This window comes from Sphingomonas sp. AC449 (genome assembly GCF_979253475.1).
In genome coordinates, this window is record NZ_CEEDCZ010000008.1 from 119,047 (window position 1) to 134,920 (window position 15,874).

Annotated in this window: 15 protein-coding genes; 8 read left to right on the forward strand and 7 right to left on the reverse strand. The window is 68.1% G+C overall.

Annotated features, from left to right (window positions below; translation table 11 throughout):
- Positions 1–73: 73 nt before the first annotated feature.
- Positions 74–1,012, forward strand: a complete 939-nt coding sequence (locus AC0CH3_RS13760) for a ribose-phosphate pyrophosphokinase (RefSeq protein WP_056018383.1) — start codon at positions 74–76, stop codon at positions 1,010–1,012.
- Between the two features lie 89 nt (positions 1,013–1,101).
- Here AC0CH3_RS13760 and AC0CH3_RS13765 read toward each other — a convergent pair whose 3' ends face one another.
- The gene (locus AC0CH3_RS13765) at positions 1,102–1,431 is read right to left on the reverse strand and encodes a pilus assembly protein PilZ (RefSeq protein ID WP_056019222.1); all 330 of its coding nucleotides are present in this window, start codon (positions 1,429–1,431) and stop codon (positions 1,102–1,104) included.
- 190 nt (positions 1,432–1,621) lie between these two features.
- Here AC0CH3_RS13765 and sucC point away from each other — a divergent pair, with 190 nt between their 5' ends.
- From sucC to AC0CH3_RS13790, 5 genes are all read left to right on the forward strand, one after another.
- Complete coding sequence (gene sucC, locus AC0CH3_RS13770; protein ID WP_056018385.1) at positions 1,622–2,824, forward strand: ADP-forming succinate--CoA ligase subunit beta; 1,203 nt, start codon at positions 1,622–1,624, stop codon at positions 2,822–2,824.
- A gap of 231 nt (positions 2,825–3,055) precedes the next feature.
- Positions 3,056–3,802 carry an electron transfer flavoprotein subunit beta/FixA family protein gene (locus AC0CH3_RS13775; protein ID WP_056018387.1) on the forward strand — a complete coding sequence of 249 codons (747 nt, stop codon included), beginning with the start codon at positions 3,056–3,058 and terminating at the stop codon, positions 3,800–3,802.
- The gene (locus AC0CH3_RS13780; RefSeq protein ID WP_056018389.1) at positions 3,799–4,728 is read left to right on the forward strand and encodes an electron transfer flavoprotein subunit alpha/FixB family protein; all 930 of its coding nucleotides are present in this window, start codon (positions 3,799–3,801) and stop codon (positions 4,726–4,728) included. The genes AC0CH3_RS13775 and AC0CH3_RS13780 overlap by 4 nt, the downstream gene beginning before the upstream one ends.
- Positions 4,729–4,893: 165 nt before the next feature.
- Positions 4,894–5,649: an energy transducer TonB gene (locus AC0CH3_RS13785; protein ID WP_354300546.1), complete on the forward strand. Its 756-nt coding sequence runs from the start codon at positions 4,894–4,896 to the stop codon at positions 5,647–5,649.
- A 42-nt stretch (positions 5,650–5,691) separates the two neighbouring features.
- Positions 5,692–6,930 carry a dipeptidase gene (locus tag AC0CH3_RS13790; protein ID WP_354300544.1) on the forward strand — a complete coding sequence of 413 codons (1,239 nt, stop codon included), beginning with the start codon at positions 5,692–5,694 and terminating at the stop codon, positions 6,928–6,930.
- 3 nt (positions 6,931–6,933) lie between these two features.
- Here the strand turns inward: AC0CH3_RS13790 and AC0CH3_RS13795 are convergent, their stop codons facing one another.
- From AC0CH3_RS13795 to AC0CH3_RS13810, 4 genes are read right to left on the reverse strand one after another with little or no spacing between them, the layout of a single operon-like run.
- Complete coding sequence (locus AC0CH3_RS13795; protein ID WP_354300542.1) at positions 6,934–8,208, reverse strand: MFS transporter; 1,275 nt, start codon at positions 8,206–8,208, stop codon at positions 6,934–6,936.
- A complete protein-coding gene (locus AC0CH3_RS13800) occupies positions 8,180–9,184 on the reverse strand; it encodes a histone deacetylase family protein (RefSeq protein ID WP_354300540.1) in 1,005 nt (334 codons plus the stop codon). The genes AC0CH3_RS13795 and AC0CH3_RS13800 overlap by 29 nt, the downstream gene beginning before the upstream one ends.
- Positions 9,185–9,208: 24 nt before the next feature.
- A complete protein-coding gene (locus AC0CH3_RS13805) occupies positions 9,209–10,783 on the reverse strand; it encodes a lysine--tRNA ligase (protein ID WP_354300539.1) in 1,575 nt (524 codons plus the stop codon).
- A gap of 56 nt (positions 10,784–10,839) precedes the next feature.
- On the reverse strand, positions 10,840–11,349 hold the full coding sequence (locus tag AC0CH3_RS13810; protein WP_056018407.1) for an outer membrane protein assembly factor BamE: 510 nt from the start codon (positions 11,347–11,349) through the stop codon (positions 10,840–10,842).
- A 111-nt stretch (positions 11,350–11,460) separates the two neighbouring features.
- Here AC0CH3_RS13810 and AC0CH3_RS13815 point away from each other — a divergent pair, with 111 nt between their 5' ends.
- Together AC0CH3_RS13815 and AC0CH3_RS13820 are read left to right on the forward strand one after the other, a co-directional pair.
- Entirely contained in the window at positions 11,461–11,985 is a 525-nt protein-coding gene (locus AC0CH3_RS13815; protein ID WP_354300537.1) for a ubiquinol-cytochrome C chaperone family protein, read from the forward strand.
- On the forward strand, positions 11,982–12,506 hold the full coding sequence (locus tag AC0CH3_RS13820) for a YceD family protein (RefSeq protein WP_354300535.1): 525 nt from the start codon (positions 11,982–11,984) through the stop codon (positions 12,504–12,506). The genes AC0CH3_RS13815 and AC0CH3_RS13820 overlap by 4 nt, the downstream gene beginning before the upstream one ends.
- A 48-nt stretch (positions 12,507–12,554) precedes the next feature.
- Here AC0CH3_RS13820 and AC0CH3_RS13825 read toward each other — a convergent pair whose 3' ends face one another.
- Together AC0CH3_RS13825 and AC0CH3_RS13830 are read right to left on the reverse strand one after the other, a co-directional pair.
- Complete coding sequence (locus AC0CH3_RS13825) at positions 12,555–13,094, reverse strand: SixA phosphatase family protein (protein ID WP_354300533.1); 540 nt, start codon at positions 13,092–13,094, stop codon at positions 12,555–12,557.
- A 10-nt stretch (positions 13,095–13,104) separates the two neighbouring features.
- Positions 13,105–15,834 (reverse strand): ATP-dependent DNA helicase, encoded by a 2,730-nt coding sequence (locus AC0CH3_RS13830; RefSeq protein ID WP_354300531.1) that lies wholly within the window; start codon positions 15,832–15,834, stop codon positions 13,105–13,107.
- Between the last annotated feature and the right edge of the window lie 40 nt (positions 15,835–15,874).

The following is a 15,874-nucleotide window of genomic DNA, read 5'->3' on the forward strand; positions in this document are numbered from 1 at the left end:
GCAAATCCCTTCGCCCCTTTCGCGTTGCGGACGCGCGGACTAAGGGGCGTGCAATTCCGGTGGAGCGATTTTGATGAAATTGATGACGGGCAATTCGAACCTGCCACTCGCGCAGGAGATCGCCGCCTATCTCGAAACACCGCTGACCGACGTCAGCGTGCGTCGCTTCGCCGATGAGGAAGTGTTCGTCGAGATCAACGAGAACGTGCGGGGCGAGGACGTGTTCGTGATCCAGTCGACCGGGTATCCGGCGAACGACAACCTCATGGAACTGCTCATCATGATCGACGCGTTGAAGCGCGCGTCGGCACGCCGGATCACCGCGGTGATCCCGTATATGGGCTATGCCCGACAGGATCGTAAGCCGGGTCCGCGCACGCCGATATCGGCCAAGCTCGTCGCCAACCTCATCACCGTCGCGGGCGCCAACCGCGTGCTCTCGGTCGATCTGCATGCGGGCCAGATCCAGGGCTTCTTCGATATCCCGACGGACAATCTCTATGCCGCCCCCGTCATGTCCGCGGACATCCTCGCGCGGTTCAAGGGCAAGAACCTGATGGTCGTGTCGCCCGACGTCGGCGGCGTGGTCCGCGCGCGCGTGCTGGCCAAGCGTCTCGACAACGCGCCGCTCGCGATCGTCGACAAGCGTCGCGAGCGCGCGGGCGAATCGGAGGTGATGAACATCATCGGCGAAGTCGAGGGGCGCTTCTGCATCCTGGTCGATGATATCGTCGATTCGGCAGGCACGCTGTGCAACGCCGCAGCCGCTTTGAAGGAAGCCGGCGCGGAGGACGTCGTCGCCTATGTGACGCACGGCGTCCTGTCGGGCGGCGCGGTTGCGCGCGTCGAGGGGTCCGAGCTGCGCGAGCTTGTCATCACCGATTCGATCGGCAACCACGACGTCATCAAGACCGCGGGCGGCAAGATCCGCCATCTGCAGATCGCGCCGCTGCTCGGCGAAGCGATCAAGCGCATCGCCGACGAAACGAGCGTATCGAGCCTGTTCGACTGACGCTTCAGGGCGGCGCGGTCACGGATGCGGTCCGCCGCGACGTGCGTCCGCGTCGACCGGCGGTCACCGACGCGCCCGGCGCCGGTCGCTTATCGCTGTGACAGCGCGACGATATGGTCGAGCACCGCGGGGTGCAGCGGCTTGGCGAACGCGCAGCCATATTTGAACTTGTCGCGCCACGCGACCACCGCCTCTAGCGCGGCGAGTCCCGGGAGCGTCAGCCACACCACCGTCCCCGGCCACAGTGTAAAGCTCGTCTCCGCGCGAAACCCCGATGCCGACAGGTCGGTCACTTCGATCTCGAATCGCGTCTGTCCCCGGTCGCGCAGATGCGCCCGCATCCGGACCGATTTGCGCAGGGCCCGACGAAGCTCTTCACCTTGGGGTGCATCGGGCGAGTCGAATGCAGGATGTGTCATGACCGGATCATGCTCCAAAAAGGGTTACTTTTCCGCAAACGTTCGATCCACGCGCGATCTCGGGGCTAGGGGATTGCGCTATTGCAAACGACACGCAACTGCAAAAACCTTCAGGGTGGATATTCTGCCCGCCCTGTGCTTTACGCGTTCCCATTCCCGAGTTTCCTAAAAATTGCGTGGAGCCTTCCCGATGAACATCCATGAATACCAGGCCAAGGAACTGCTGGCCAAGTTCGGCGTCCCCGTCCCCGCCGGTTTCGCGGCGCTGACCGTCGAGGAGGCCGTCGAGGCCTCGAAGAAGCTTCCCGGACCGCTCTACGTCGTCAAGGCGCAGATCCATGCCGGCGGCCGCGGCAAGGGCAAGTTCGTCGAGCTCGGCCCCGACGCCAAGGGCGGCGTCCGCCTCGCCAAGACCGAGGACGAGGTTCGCGCGGCGGCCACCGACATGCTCGGCAACACGCTCGTCACCATCCAGACGGGTGACGCGGGCAAGCAGGTCAACCGCCTGTACGTTACCGACGGCGTCGACATCGACAAGGAATTTTACCTAGCGCTGACGCTCAACCGCACCACCGGCCGGGTGATGATGGTGGCCTCGACCGAAGGCGGCATGGACATCGAGGCGGTCGCGCACGACACGCCCGAGAAGATCCAGTCGATCGACATCGACCAGGCGACCGGCTTCATGCCGCATCACGGCCGCGCCGTTGCCGCAGCACTCGAGCTGACCGGCGATCTCGCCAAGCAGGCCGCGAACACCGCGTCGAAGCTGTATGACGCGTTCATCGGCACCGATGCCGAGCAGATCGAGATCAACCCGCTCGCGGTCACCAACGACGGCAAGCTGATGGTGCTCGACGCGAAGGTCGCGTTCGACGGCAACGCGCTGTTCCGTCACAAGGACCTGCTCGAGCTGCGCGACGAGACCGAGGAAGATCCCGCCGAGCTCGAGGCGTCGAAGTACGACCTCGCCTATATCAAGCTCGACGGCGACATCGGCTGCATGGTCAACGGCGCCGGCCTCGCGATGGCGACGATGGACATCATCAAGCTGAACGGCATGTTCCCCGCCAACTTCCTCGACGTCGGCGGCGGCGCCAACAAGGAGAAGGTGACGGCCGCGTTCAAGATCATCCTCGCGGATCCGAACGTGAAGGGCATCCTCGTCAACATCTTCGGCGGCATCATGAAGTGCGACATCATCGCCGACGGCATCGTCGCGGCGGCGAAGGAAGTGAACCTGTCGGTCCCGCTCGTCGTCCGCCTCGAGGGCACGAATGTCGAGAAGGGCAAGGAGATCCTCGCGAACTCCGGTCTGGCGATCGTCCCCGCGAACGACCTTGGCGACGCCGCCAAGAAGATCGTCGCAGAGGTGCAGAAGGTCGCCGCGTAACCGCTGCCCACTGCATACTGATTCTGCGAAAAACGGGGCTCGGACGGAAACGTCCGGGCCCTTTTTCGTTGGTATCGCAGCTGTCCCGACGGGGCGGTCGTTGTGACGCTACGGTATCCGATGTTTCCGTACCGCACTTGCGAAAACGACGCGAAACCGCCATCTGTCCGGCCAACGCCTGCCGGGTAACAGGCGGGCGAAACGAATAGATTCACCTTGGAAGGAATCCCGATGAAGGTGCTGGTGCCGGTCAAGCGCGTGCTTGACTACAACGTGAAGCCTCGCGTGAAGGCGGACGGAACGGGCGTCGATCTGGCGAACGTCAAGATGAGCATGAACCCGTTTGACGAGATCGCGGTCGAAGAGGCGATTCGCCTCAAGGACAAGGGCGTGACGGAGATCGTCGTCGTCTCGATCGGCGAGCAGAAGTCGCAGGAAACGCTCCGCACCGCGCTCGCCATGGGCGCGGATCGCGCGATCCTCGTCGTCAGCGAGACCAAGGTCGAGCCGCTGGGCGTCGCCAAGATCCTCGCCAAGATCGTCGAGGAAGAAAAGCCCGACATGGTCATCCTCGGCAAGCAGGCGATCGACGACGACAACAACCAGACCGGGCAGATGCTCGCCGGGCTCCTGAACTGGGGCCAGGGCACGTTCGCGTCGAAGGTCGAGATCGCCGACGGCTCGGTCAACGTGACGCGCGAAGTCGATGGCGGCGCGGAGACGGACACGCTCACGCTCCCCGCGATCATCACCACCGATCTTCGCCTCAACGAGCCGCGTTATGCCTCGCTGCCCAACATCATGAAGGCCAAGTCGAAGCCGATGGCGCAGAAGACGCCCGCGGATTTCGGCGTCGACGTGACGCCGCGCCTGACCACGCTGAAGGTGGTCGAGCCCGCCAAGCGCTCGGCCGGGATCAAGGTCGCCGATGTCGACGCGCTCGTCGGCAAGCTCAAGGAAATGGGAGTCGCCAAGTGAAGACGCTCGTCTGGGTCGAACATGACGGTCAGGCCGTCAAGGATGCCACGCTTTCTGCCGTCACTGCGGCTAGCCAGCTTGGCGAAGTCCATCTGCTGGTCGCGGGCCAGGGCGTCGACGGCGTCGCGGCCGAGGCCGCCAAGATCGCCGGTGTCGGCAAGGTCCACGTCGCCGACGACGCTGCGTTCGCGCATGCGCTCGCCGAGAACGTCGCGCCGCTGATCGTCGAGCTGATGGGGCATCACGATGCGTTCGTCGCGCCGTCGACCACGCATGGCAAGAACATCGCGCCGCGCGTCGCCGCACTGCTCGACGTCATGCAGATCAGCGACATCCTGTCGGTCGAGAGCGAAGACACGTTCACGCGCCCGATCTATGCGGGGAACGCGATTGCTACCGTCCAGTCGTCGGACGCGAAGAAGGTCATCACGGTCCGCGGCACGGCGTTCGCCAAGGCCGCGACCGAGGGTGGTTCGGGCGAGATCGAGGCAGTTGCCTCGACCGGCGACAAGGGTCTGTCGACCTTTGCCGGCTCGGAGATCGCGAAGAACGAGCGTCCCGAGCTGACCAGCGCGAAGATCATCGTCTCGGGCGGCCGTGCGCTGGCCTCGAGCGACCAGTTCCACGCGCTGATCGATCCGCTCGCGGACAAGATGGGTGCGGGCGTCGGTGCTTCGCGCGCCGCTGTCGACGCGGGCTATGCGCCGAACGACTATCAGGTCGGCCAGACCGGCAAGATCGTCGCGCCGGAAGTCTATGTCGCGGTCGGCATCTCGGGCGCGATCCAGCATCTCGCGGGGATGAAGGACTCGAAGGTCATCATCGCGATCAACAAGGACGAGGACGCGCCGATCTTCCAGGTCGCGGACATCGGCCTGGTCGGCGATCTGTTCAAGATCGTCCCCGAACTGACTGAGAAGCTCTGACCCCGCTCCACCTCCCCCGCCAGGGGGAGGCGGCAGGCGCGGCCTGACGGAGGGGAGGACAGGCAGGCCCATGGCCGCGGTCCTCCTCCCCCATAGAACCCGGACAGCGATGACCACGGCAGGCCCGAGCTTGCCGCTCCCCGCGATCCTCCCCAGATATCAACCATGTACGGCGTCCAACCCCATCCCCGCGACCGGATCCTCTCCGCCGCGGGTGCCGCCGGCCTGTGCGCGGCGCTGGGCTATGCCCTGATCATGGGTCTTGGCGTCAGCCTCCCGTCGGCGATCCCCGACGCGCTCAAGACGTTCGCGGTCGGCCCGCCGCCACCGCCGCCGCCGCCCGAAAAGGTCCTGCCGCGCCCGACCAGGAGCCATCGCCCCGAAGGCGCGGCATCGCCCGCGAACCTGCGGTCAAAGGCAACCGAACTGGTCGCGCCCATCCCGATCGTCCCCCCGATCATCCCGCCTCCGGTCGTCGCCGCGCTCAAGCCGGGGGTCGGCAGCGAGGCGACCACGGGGGCTGCGCCGGTTCCGGGGCCGGGCACCGGCGCGGGGGGTGAGGGCGATGGGACCGGCAGCGGCCGCTATGGCGACGGCGACGGCGACGGGGGGGACGAAAGCCCGCCCCGGCTGCTGAAAGGGCGCTTCCGGAACAAGGACTTCCCGAATGCGGAGGCGATAATCGGCGCGGGCGGGATCGTCGGCGTACGCTATACGGTCGAGACGAACGGGCGGGTCACCGGCTGTTCGGTGACGCGATCGAGCGGCAATGGCGTGCTCGACGCGACGACGTGCCGGCTGATCGAATTGCGCTTTCGCTATCGGCCATGGCTCGATGCCGCGGGTCGTCCGGTCCGGTCGACCGTCGTCCACAATCAGGAATGGATCAACGAACTCGGGTCCCCCGAAGGCGACGACTGATCCCCTTGCCGCCGCCCGACGCGGCGGGCACGATGGCGGAGCATGATCACCGCCCTGCTCCTGATCGCCGCGCAGGCAAACGCGGCGCCCGTCGCCCCCGATCCCCGCATAGCCGCGCGCGTCGACCGGGTGCTCAGGCAAACTCCGGTGATCGACGGCCATAACGACCTCGCCTGGGAAATCCGCGACACGCACGGCGCAAAGGTCGAATCACTCGATCTCGCTGCGGACACGCGCCCGCTCCAGACCGACATTCCCCGCCTGCGCAAGGGCCGCGTCGGCGCGCAATTCTGGTCGGTGTGGATCCCCGCCGATACGACCGGGCCGCGCGCGGTCGAGATGACGCTCGAACAGATCGACATCGTCCGCCGCTTCGTCGCGGCCAATCCCGCAGCGCTCGCGCAGGCGACCAGCGCGGCCGATATCCGTCGGATCGAACGCGCCGGGCGAATCGCGTCGCTGATCGGGGTCGAGGGCGGGCATCAGATCGACGGGCGCCTCTCGGTTCTCCGCCAATATCGCGCGCTCGGCGTCGGCTACATGACGCTGACGCATAGCAAGAGCCTGAGCTGGGCGGACAGCTCGACCGATACGCCACGCGCGAACGGGCTCACCGATTTCGGTCGCGCAGTGGTCGCGGAGATGAACCGCATCGGCATGATCGTCGATGTCAGCCACGTTTCCGACGCGACGATGCGCGCGGTCCTCGCGGTCGCGAGGGCGCCGGTGATGGCCTCGCACTCCAGCGCGCGGGCGCTGACCGATGCGCCACGCGACATCCCCGACGACCTGCTCGCCGCGATCGGTGCGCGCGGCGGGATCGTCATGGTCAATTTCTACCCAGCCTTCGTCTCGACCGCATGGCGCGCCTGGGATGCCGACCGGACCGCCTTCGCCAGGACCGCAGGCGTGCCCGCCAACGTCTACGGCGCGCGTTCACCTGCGCCGCTGGTGGCGTGGGACCGGGACCATCCCGAACCGCGTGTCACCGCCGCGACCGTTGCGGATCATGTCGAGCATATCGCGCGCGTCGCGGGCCACGACCATGTCGGCCTCGGCGGCGATTATGACGGCATCAACGGCACCGGACCGCAGGGGATGACGGGCGTCGACGGCTATCCTTTGCTGTTCGCCGAACTCGCGCGACGCGGCTGGAGCGACGCGGACATGGCGAAGCTCGCCGGTGGCAACATGCTGCGCGTCATGGATGCCGCGGCGACGGTCGCGCGGTCGCTGTCCGCCCTGCCGCCCGGCGACGCGATCGACGTCGCGTCGCGCTGAGGGTCAGGGCACCGGCATCCGCGGTGCCGCCGGCGGCTCGACCATCAGCGGCGGGACCGCGCGCAGCATCAGACCGACCGCCAGCGCCGCACCGCCGATGACGAGGCAAAAGCCGGTAACGCCCGGCCAGCCGGCATGCGTCCACGCGAACCCGCCCGCGGAGCCCAGCACGCTCGACCCCATATAATAGAAGAACAGGTAGAACGCCGCCGCCTGGCCGCGCGCGCCACCGCCCGCGACGCCCTGCGCGCGTCGCCCGACCCAGGCGCTCGCGATCGAATGCGCGCCGAAAAAGCCGATCGTCACCACCGCGATGCCGGCGATCACGAGCGCCAGCGGCTGCATCGCGGTCAGCGCGACGCCCGCGATCAGCACGACCACCGGCACCCAGAAGATCGTCCGCCGCCCCAGCCGCCCGGCAAGCGTCCCGAACTTGGCCGAGCTGATCGACCCGAGCACATAGAGCAGGAACACCGCGCCGACCGCCGACTGGCTGAGCCCGTAGGGCGGCCCCATCAACCGGAACCCCGCATAATTATAGATCGTGACGAACACCCCCATCAGCAGGAACGCCTCGAGATACAGCAACGGCATCGCCTGGTCGGCGAACAGCGCGCGCGCATCGCGGACCAGCGCCGCCGGCCGACCCGCGCTGAGGCGGAAGTTGCGTGACGGCGGGGCGAGCCGGCGAAACGCCTCGGCCATCGCCAGCCCCGCGACGCCGACCGCGGCGATCGCGAACCGCCACCCGCCGAAATCGGCGACGAGGCTCGCGACCAGTCGTCCGCCCATTCCGCCGATCGCGCTGCCCGCGATATACAGCCCCATCGCGCCGCCGACCGACGCCGAATCGACCTCCTCGGCGACATAGGCCATCGCCACCGCCGGCACCCCCGCCAGTGCCACCCCGGTCAGGAACCGCAGCACGAGCAACCCGCTCCACCCCGGCACCAGCGCGGTCGCGAGCGTCAGCGCACCCGCCGCGAACATCGCCGCGATCATCAGCGGCCGCCGCCCGAGCCGGTCGGACAGCAGCCCTGCGAACAGGATCCCGATCGCGAGCGGCCCCGTCGCCAGCGAGACCGCGAGCGACGCCGCCTCCGCGCTCAGCGCGAACTGCGCGGAAAACGACGGCAGCAACGGCTGCACCGAATAGAGCAGCGAGAAGGTCGAGAACCCCGCGAACAGCATCGCGAGCGTCAGTCGGCGATAGGCCGGCGTCCCCGCCGCGATACCCGTCCCCGAAATGTCAGAATCCCCGCAGGAAGCTGTCGACATTGTGGCCGAGCGCCTCGACCGCATAGCCGCCCTCCATCACGATCGCCGTCGGCCAGCCGCGCGCGGCAATATCGCCCGCCAGCACCGCATAATCGGGCGTAGTCAGCGCGAAGTGCGAGATCGGATCCCCCTCCCACGTATCCGCGCCGAAGCTGACGACGAGCAGCCCGGGATCGAACGCCGCGATCGCATCGAGCGCGGCCGTCTGCGCGGCGCGGAACGCGTCGATCTTAGTGTCGTGCGGCAAAGGCAGGTTGAGCGTGGTGCCGAGACCGTCGCCTGCGCCCGTTTCGTCCGCATGCCCCCAGAAGAAGGGATAGTCGGTCTTGGGATCGGCATGGACCGAGGCGTAGAACACATCGCCGCGGTCGTAGAAGATGTCCTGCGTGCCGTTGCCGTGATGATAGTCGATGTCGAGGATCGCGACGCGCGCGACTCCGGCGTCGCGTGCCGCCTGCGCCGCGATCGCCGCGGTGTTGAGATGGCAATAGCCGCCGCAATAATCCGCGCCCGCATGATGGCCGGGTGGCCGGCACAACGCGAACGCCGCGGCGTCGCCCTCCAGCACCGCCTGCGTCGCGGCGAGCGCGGACTGCGCGCTGCCATAGGAGGCCGCCCAGCTGTCGGGGGTGATCGGCGTCGTTGCATCAAAGCTGTGCGCCCCGATCAGCGCGTCGATCCGCGTCAGGTCGAGCGGTCGCCGCCCGCGGATCGGAAACGCATAGGGAATCGCATCGCCCGTCCGCCCGGCCTCGCGCCAGAGCCGCGCAGCATCCTTCAGGAACGCGACATAGGCGGGCGAATGCACCGCGAGGATCGCCGCCTCGCCGCGGTCCGCCGGCGTCTCGACCGGACCCAGCGCGGCCAGGATCGCATCGACGCGCGCGGGCATCTCCGCATAGGTCGTGAAGCCGCCATTGTGCAGCTCCTGCGTCGGCGCATGCGCGCGCTGCCGGTCGTCGAAGAACATGCGCATCGGGGTATAACCTTGTGAGCGGTGTCAGGCAGCAGGGCGGGAAAGCGCCTCCGCGATCAGTTTGCGCGAATTGTCGATTCCGTACAGCGCGATGAAGCTGCCCATCCGCGGCCCCTGCTCGGACCCCAGCAACGTCTCGTACAGCGCCTTGAACCAGTCGCGCAAATTCTCGAACCCGCCGGTCTTGCCGATCTCGTAGACGATGTTCTGGATGTTCTCCGCGCTCGCCTCTGCGGGCAGCGCGGCGAGTTCGGCGTCGAGCCGCTCCAGCGCCGCAACCTCATGCTCCACAGGTGCACGCCGCTTGAGCGTCGGCGCAACGAAATCGCGGCCGTACGCCAGCGCATGGTCGATCAGCTTGTCGAGCTCGGGATAGCTCTCCGCCGACGCATCGGGGACATAGTTCGCGAGATACCCCCAGACCTGCGCCTTGCTCGCTTCGCCCATTACCCCGACGAGGTTGAGTAGCAGCCCGAACGTCACCGGCAGCTCGCCCTCGGGCAGCTTGCCGTCATGAATGTGATGCACGGGGTTGCCGAGCTTCTGCTTCAGGTCCTGGGCTGCATAATTGCCGCGGAACTGCCAATATTCGTCCACCGCGCGCGGGATCACGCCCATGTGCAGCGACTTCGCCTTCTTGGGCTCGCGATACGCGTAGAACGCCAGGCTCTCCTGCGGGCCATAGGTCAGCCACTGGTCGAGGCTGAGGCCATTACCCTTGGACTTCGAGATCTTCTCGCCATTCTCGTCGAGGAACATCTCGTAGTTGAACCCCTCGGGCGGGCGGCCGCCGAGCACGCGCGCGATCTTCGACGACTGCGTCACCGAATCGATCAGGTCCTTGCCCGCCATCTCGTAATCGACGCCGAGCGCGACCCAGCGCATCGCCCAGTCGACCTTCCACTGGAGCTTCGCCTTGCCGCCCAGCACGCTCTGCTCGATCCGCTGCCCCTCATCCTCGAACGCGATCAGCCCCGCCTCGGCATCGATCACCTCGATCGGCACCTGCAGCACGATGCCGCTCGTCGGCGAGATCGGCAGCACCGGCGAATAGGTCGCGCGGCGCTCGGCGCGCAGCGTCGGCAACATCACGTCCTGGATGCCCTGGAAATGGCGCAGCACGCCCTTCAGCGCCTCGTCGAAGCGGCCGCTGGTGTAATACTCCGTCGACGACGCGAACTCATAGTCGAAGCCGTAGCGGTCGAGGAATTCGCGCAAAATTGCGTTGTTGTGCGCGGCAAAGCTCGAATGCGTGCCGAACGGATCGGGGATCTGCGTGAGCGGCTTGCCGAGATGTTCGCGCAGCATGTCGCCGTTGGGGACGTTGTCGGGCACCTTGCGCAGCCCGTCCATGTCGTCCGAGAACGCGATCAGCCGGGTCGACGTGTCGCTCAGCGCGTGGAAGGCGTTGCGCACCATCGTCGTGCGCAACACCTCATTGAACGTGCCGATATGCGGCAGGCCCGACGGGCCATAGCCGGTCTCGAACAGGATCGGCGCGCCCTGCTTGCCCTGCGGGTAGCGCTTGAGGAGTTTGCGTGCCTCCTCATACGGCCAGGCTTTGGATTCCAGGGCGGCGGTGCGGAGCTCGTCGGTCATCGCCGCGCCCTAGCGCGAAGGCGCTGGTCTGCAAAGTCCGCGACGCGGTTGCGCCGTTACGGCCGCGTGCGGCCCGTCCCCGTATTGGCGCCACCGCCGCCGCCTGTCCCCGGTGCACCGACCGAACCGATATTGCCGAACAGATCCTGGAAGAAGCCGCGCTGGCGACCCAGCGTTGGCGTCGTCTTGCCGTCGGGGCTGATCGAGGCGACCTGGTCGAGCCCGCCGCGACGGATCGCGGAGACGGTACCCTGCTGGTCGAAGCTGATCTGCAACGTGATCTGCGCGTTCGGGCGCGGGTTGCGGAAGGCGAGATTGCGGCTGTCGCGCGCCAGATAATACCAGTCGCCCTGGTCGAACTGGCCCGCAAGCGTCGGCTTGCCGAGCGTCTGGAGCACCGACTGGCGGTTGTCGACGCCGGGCTGGACCGAGTTGACGAGGTCGACGTCGACCACATAGCCCTGGTGCGAGCGAAGCTGGGTGCAACCCGCGCTCGTCAGGCCGGCGAGCGCGAGCGCCGCGACGCTGGCCGTGCGGCGTGTCAGGCGGAATGAAAGGACGCTCATATACTCTCCCGGGGCGGGGTCACACGTTACTGGCGGCAGCACGATTGCATCGGCCGCGGTTCGCCTCGATATGCGAGGTTGCGCGGGCAAACAAGCCGCAGTGCATTGGCGATGAGAAGGCGACACGGATTGGGGTGGTTCGGCAGACTATTGGGCGAGCGACAGGACGCGGCGTTGCCGTTGTACAACGCGGTCGTGCTCCGCGCGCGCGAGGAACACTGGTATGCCGAGGGGCAGGTCCCCGACACCGTCGATGGCCGCTTCGACATGATCGCCGCGGTGCTGTCGTTCGTCATGCTGCGGATGGAATCCGAACCGTCGGGTGGTGACCCCGCCGCGCGGCTCGCGGAACGCTTCGTCGACGACATGGACGGGCAGCTCCGTGAGCTCGGGATCGGCGACATCATCGTCGGCAAGCATATCGGCAAGATGATGAGCATGCTCGGCGGCCGGCTCGGCGCGTATCGCGAGGGGCTGGCGACGGGCGACCTCGGTCCGGCGCTCGTGCGAAACCTCTATCGCGGCGATCCGCCTGCGCCTGCGGCCTTGGCGCATGTCCGCGATTCGCTGACCGCGCTGCAGGGTGCGCTTGCCGGCGTACCCGTTTCGACCCTTCTGGCCGGAGAGCTGCCATGATTCCCGAATTCAGCCGTCCGGAACGTCTCGACACGATCGGCGAACGCGATCGCACGGTCGAGATCGCGGCGAGCGCGGAGGAGCGCGGCAAGCTTGCGGCCCGGTTCGACGTCGTCTCGGTCGAATCGCTCGAGGCGCGCTTCACGATACGGCGCGAGGCCGGCGGCTTCGTCGCGAAGGGGAACGTCACCGCGCGCGTGATCCAGGCCTGCTCGGTCACCGACGAGCCGCTCACCGCGACGCTCGACGAGCCCGTCGCGCTCCGCTTCGTCGCCGATTTCGGCGCCGCGGAGGGGGAAATCGAACTATCGGACGATGCGCTCGATACCGTACCGATCGACGGCGGCGCGATCGATCTGGGCGAAGCCGCCGCGGAGACGCTCGCGCTCGCGCTCGATCCGTTTCCGCGCGGTCCCAACGCCGCCGCCGCGCTGCGCGCCGCCGGGGTGATCAGCGAAGACGAATATCAGCCGGTCAACGCGTTCTCGGGTCTGAAGGCCAAGCTGGAAGGCCGGGGCTGAAATCGGCGGCGCGGCGTCCAAATTAGCCTAGGGCCGGCTCGCATTGGGTCAGTCCGCGTCGGGCCCCAGCGTCGGATCCAGATCCCGCGGGCGGATGAAGCGCGTGAACCGGGCCGATCCGCTCACGAGATCTTCCCAGTCGTCGATCTCGATCGTCATCTCGGCAAGGCTCGCGGTCGGATATTTTGCCTCGACCGCATCGCGCAAGGGGTGCGTGACGTCAGGCACCATCATCAGCACCAGATCCTCGAGCCCCGGGTTATGCCCGACGATCAGGACGCGGTCGATCTCGCGGGGCAGGTCGCGGACGACGTCGAGAATGGTGCCCGCCGACGCGAGGTACAGGCGGCGGTCCCATTCCGGGGCCAGAGTCTGCCCATAGCCCGTGACGATCTCGTCGAGCGTTTCGACCACGCGCACCGCAGGCGATGCGACGACATGGTCGAACGCGAGACCAAGCGTGCGCATGTGCCGCCCGACCATCGCGGCGGCGCGCTTGCCCTTGGCATTGAGCGGGCGGTCAAAGTCGCGCGAAACCGGATCGTCCCATCCCGACTTGGCGTGGCGCAGCAGCGTCAGCGTCTTCATGGCTCGGGCGTCATGGCAGGGGTCCTCGGGCCGGTTCGCCCGCCTCATGCCTCAACGCAGGCCGCGAGGAAAGCCGTGCCGCGACTCGGGTCACCGCTTCGTCGAGCGTGACGCGTGTCACCGGAACGCCCGGTGGGAACGCGGTCAGCAGCCGCGACGGCATCGCCGCGGACAGCATCACGAACGCGCCCGAATCGTCTGCGCGCCGGATCAGTCGTCCGAACGCCTGCGCCAGCCGCGAACGGATCAGCCGGTCGTCATACACCGCGCCGCCCCCCGCCAGTCGTCGCGCGGCGTGCAGCACGGTCGGCTTCGGCCAGGGTACGCCCTCCATCACCACCAGCCGCAGCGACTCGCCCGGCACATCGACCCCGTCGCGCAGCGCATCGGTGCCGAGCAGCGACGCGCCCGGATCGTCGCGGAAGATATCGACCAGCGTTCCCGTGTCGATCGGATCGACATGCTGCGCGAGCAGCGGCAGCCCCTCGCGCGCCAGCCGGTCGGCGATCCGCCCATGCACGCCGCGCAACCGCCGGATCGCGGTGAACAGCCCGAGCGTCCCGCCACGCGAGGCGACGATCAACCGTGCATAGGCATTCGCCAGCGCGCCGACGTCGCCGCGCTTGACGTCGGTGACGATCAGCACCTCGGCCTGCGCCGCATAGTCGAACGGGCTGACCGCCTCGAACCGGGCCGCGGGGCGCAGCAGGTGCGGTGCGCCGCTGCGCGACTCGGCGACCTGCCACCCTTCCTCGGCCGTGCCGCCGCCGGTAAGCGTCGCCGACGTCACCAGCGCGCCGTGGGCGGGCTTGAGCACGACCTCGGCAAATGGCCGCGTCGGGTCGAGCCAGCGGCGATGCAGCCCGATGTCGAATTCGCGGCCTTCGACGCGGTCGACCGCGAGCCAGTCGACGAAATCGGCATCCGCGGGCCCGCCGACGCGCGCGAGCAGCGAAAGCCACGCCGCGACCGTCTCGGCGCGCCAGCCGATCGATGCGATCGCGCCCTCGACGCGTGCGCGCGCCGGGCCGTCGAGCCAGTCGGGCGCTTCGCTCAGCACCGCCTCGAGACGGCGGCCGAGCGTGACCAGCGGCCGCACCAGCGCGTCGAGCGCGGCCGCCGCGGGCGCGGCGGCGTCGATCAGCGTCGGATCGGGTTCGGCCAGCTCGGTCTCCAGCCCATAGCCCGCATCGCCGGGCTGTTCGGCGCGCGCATAGGTCAGCCCGCGCACCGCGGCGAGCAGCGCCTCGATCGGCCCGAACGGCGCCCCCTCGCCGATCCGCTGCAGCCAGCCCTCACTCGCGAGCGCGCCGGCGGCGGCCACCGCCTCGCCGATCGCGCGATTGCCCGCCTCGTCATAGCTTGCCAGATCGGACAGCCGTGCCGCGAGTCCGCGCCGTCGTCCGCGGCTGTTCGCTTCGGGGCCGATGATCCACCGCCGGAGCTCGATCGTCTCGCCACCCGTCAGCGCGGTCGCGAACATCGAATCGGCGGCGTCGAAGATGTGATGCCCCTCGTCGAAGACATAGCGCGTCGGTCGCGTCGCGAGTTCGCGTCCACGCGCGGCGTTGACCATCACCAGCGCATGGTTGGCGATGACGATGTCGGCGTCGGTCGAGGCACGCGCGGCGCGCTCGATGAAGCATTTGCGGTAATGCGGACAGCCGGCATAGACGCACTCGCCGCGTCGGTCGGTGAGCGCGGTCGACCCGTTGCGGCGGAACAGCGTCGGCAGCCAGCCGGGCAGGTCGCCGCCGACCATGTCGCCATCCGCGCTATAGGCGGCCCAGCGCGCGACCAGCTGTGCGAGCACCGCGGCCCGCCCCGCGAACCCGCCCTGCAACGCATCCTCGAGGTTGAGCAGGCAGAGATAATTCTCGCGCCCCTTGCGCGTGACCACCTTGGTCCGGCGGATCGCCGGATCGGGAAACAGCCGTTCGGTCTCGCGGCCAAGCTGACGTTGCAGTGCCTTGGTATAGGTCGAGATCCAGACCGCACCGCCCGCCTTTTCCGCCCAGATCGAGGCGGGCGCGAGATAGCCGAGCGTCTTGCCGATCCCGGTCCCCGCCTCCGCGAGCACCAGATTGGGCGAATCGCGCATCGCCCGCGGCGCGAACGCCGCCGTCGCTGCGGCAGCATAGGCGCGCTGTCCCGGCCGTTCCTCCGCGCCGTGCCCGGTCAGGTCCGCGAGCCGCTCCTCGGCGTCGCCCGGTTCGATCGCGATCGTCCGCGGTGCCGGGCGCGGCGCCTTTTCCTCCCATTCGGGCAGCTTCGAGAACAGCCAGCGCTCGTTCGTCGCGGGTTTGGCAAGCCGCTCGGACACCACCGGCGCCCACGGCCAGCGCAGGCGATAGAGCGATTGCGCGGCGGTCCACGCCCCCTCGCGCTCGGGCCACGTCGCACTGTCGGTCAGCGCGAGCATCGCCTCCGCCGCGCGCAACAGGAACGGTGCGACCGCGGCATCGTCGGTGGGCACGTCGAGCCCGGTGACGCGCGCGATCCCCTTGGGCGTCGGCACCGCGAACTGCGCCGGCCGGAGAAAGGCGTAGAGCTCGAGCAGGTCGAGCCCCGACAAATCGGCATAGCCCAGCCGCTGACCGATCAGCGCGGCATTGAGCATGATGACGGGCGTGTCGGCGGCAATCCGGATCGCTTCGCCGCGTCCGATCCCGCGCGTCTCGCCGCCTTGCGCGATCCAGATGCCGCCGTGGCTGGCGTGAAGGGCAGGGTAGGGAAGCACGCACCCGACCCTGCGCGAGACGGAACGAAATGGCAACCTC

Excerpts from the sequence above, each read along its gene's own strand:
- AC0CH3_RS13760 (WP_056018383.1), top strand. The coding sequence starts at position 74 with ATGAAATTGATGACGGGCAATTCGAACCTGCCACTCGCGCAGGAGATC.
- AC0CH3_RS13765 (WP_056019222.1), bottom strand. The coding sequence starts at position 1,431 with ATGACACATCCTGCATTCGACTCGCCCGATGCACCCCAAGGTGAAGAG.
- sucC (WP_056018385.1), top strand. The coding sequence starts at position 1,622 with ATGAACATCCATGAATACCAGGCCAAGGAACTGCTGGCCAAGTTCGGC.
- AC0CH3_RS13775 (WP_056018387.1), top strand. The coding sequence starts at position 3,056 with ATGAAGGTGCTGGTGCCGGTCAAGCGCGTGCTTGACTACAACGTGAAG.
- AC0CH3_RS13785 (WP_354300546.1), top strand. The coding sequence starts at position 4,894 with ATGTACGGCGTCCAACCCCATCCCCGCGACCGGATCCTCTCCGCCGCG.
- AC0CH3_RS13790 (WP_354300544.1), top strand. The coding sequence starts at position 5,692 with ATGATCACCGCCCTGCTCCTGATCGCCGCGCAGGCAAACGCGGCGCCC.
- AC0CH3_RS13795 (WP_354300542.1), bottom strand. The coding sequence starts at position 8,208 with ATGTCGACAGCTTCCTGCGGGGATTCTGACATTTCGGGGACGGGTATC.
- AC0CH3_RS13800 (WP_354300540.1), bottom strand. The coding sequence starts at position 9,184 with ATGCGCATGTTCTTCGACGACCGGCAGCGCGCGCATGCGCCGACGCAG.
- AC0CH3_RS13805 (WP_354300539.1), bottom strand. The coding sequence starts at position 10,783 with ATGACCGACGAGCTCCGCACCGCCGCCCTGGAATCCAAAGCCTGGCCG.
- AC0CH3_RS13810 (WP_056018407.1), bottom strand. The coding sequence starts at position 11,349 with ATGAGCGTCCTTTCATTCCGCCTGACACGCCGCACGGCCAGCGTCGCG.
- AC0CH3_RS13815 (WP_354300537.1), top strand. The coding sequence starts at position 11,461 with ATGAGAAGGCGACACGGATTGGGGTGGTTCGGCAGACTATTGGGCGAG.
- AC0CH3_RS13820 (WP_354300535.1), top strand. The coding sequence starts at position 11,982 with ATGATTCCCGAATTCAGCCGTCCGGAACGTCTCGACACGATCGGCGAA.
- AC0CH3_RS13825 (WP_354300533.1), bottom strand. The coding sequence starts at position 13,094 with ATGAAGACGCTGACGCTGCTGCGCCACGCCAAGTCGGGATGGGACGAT.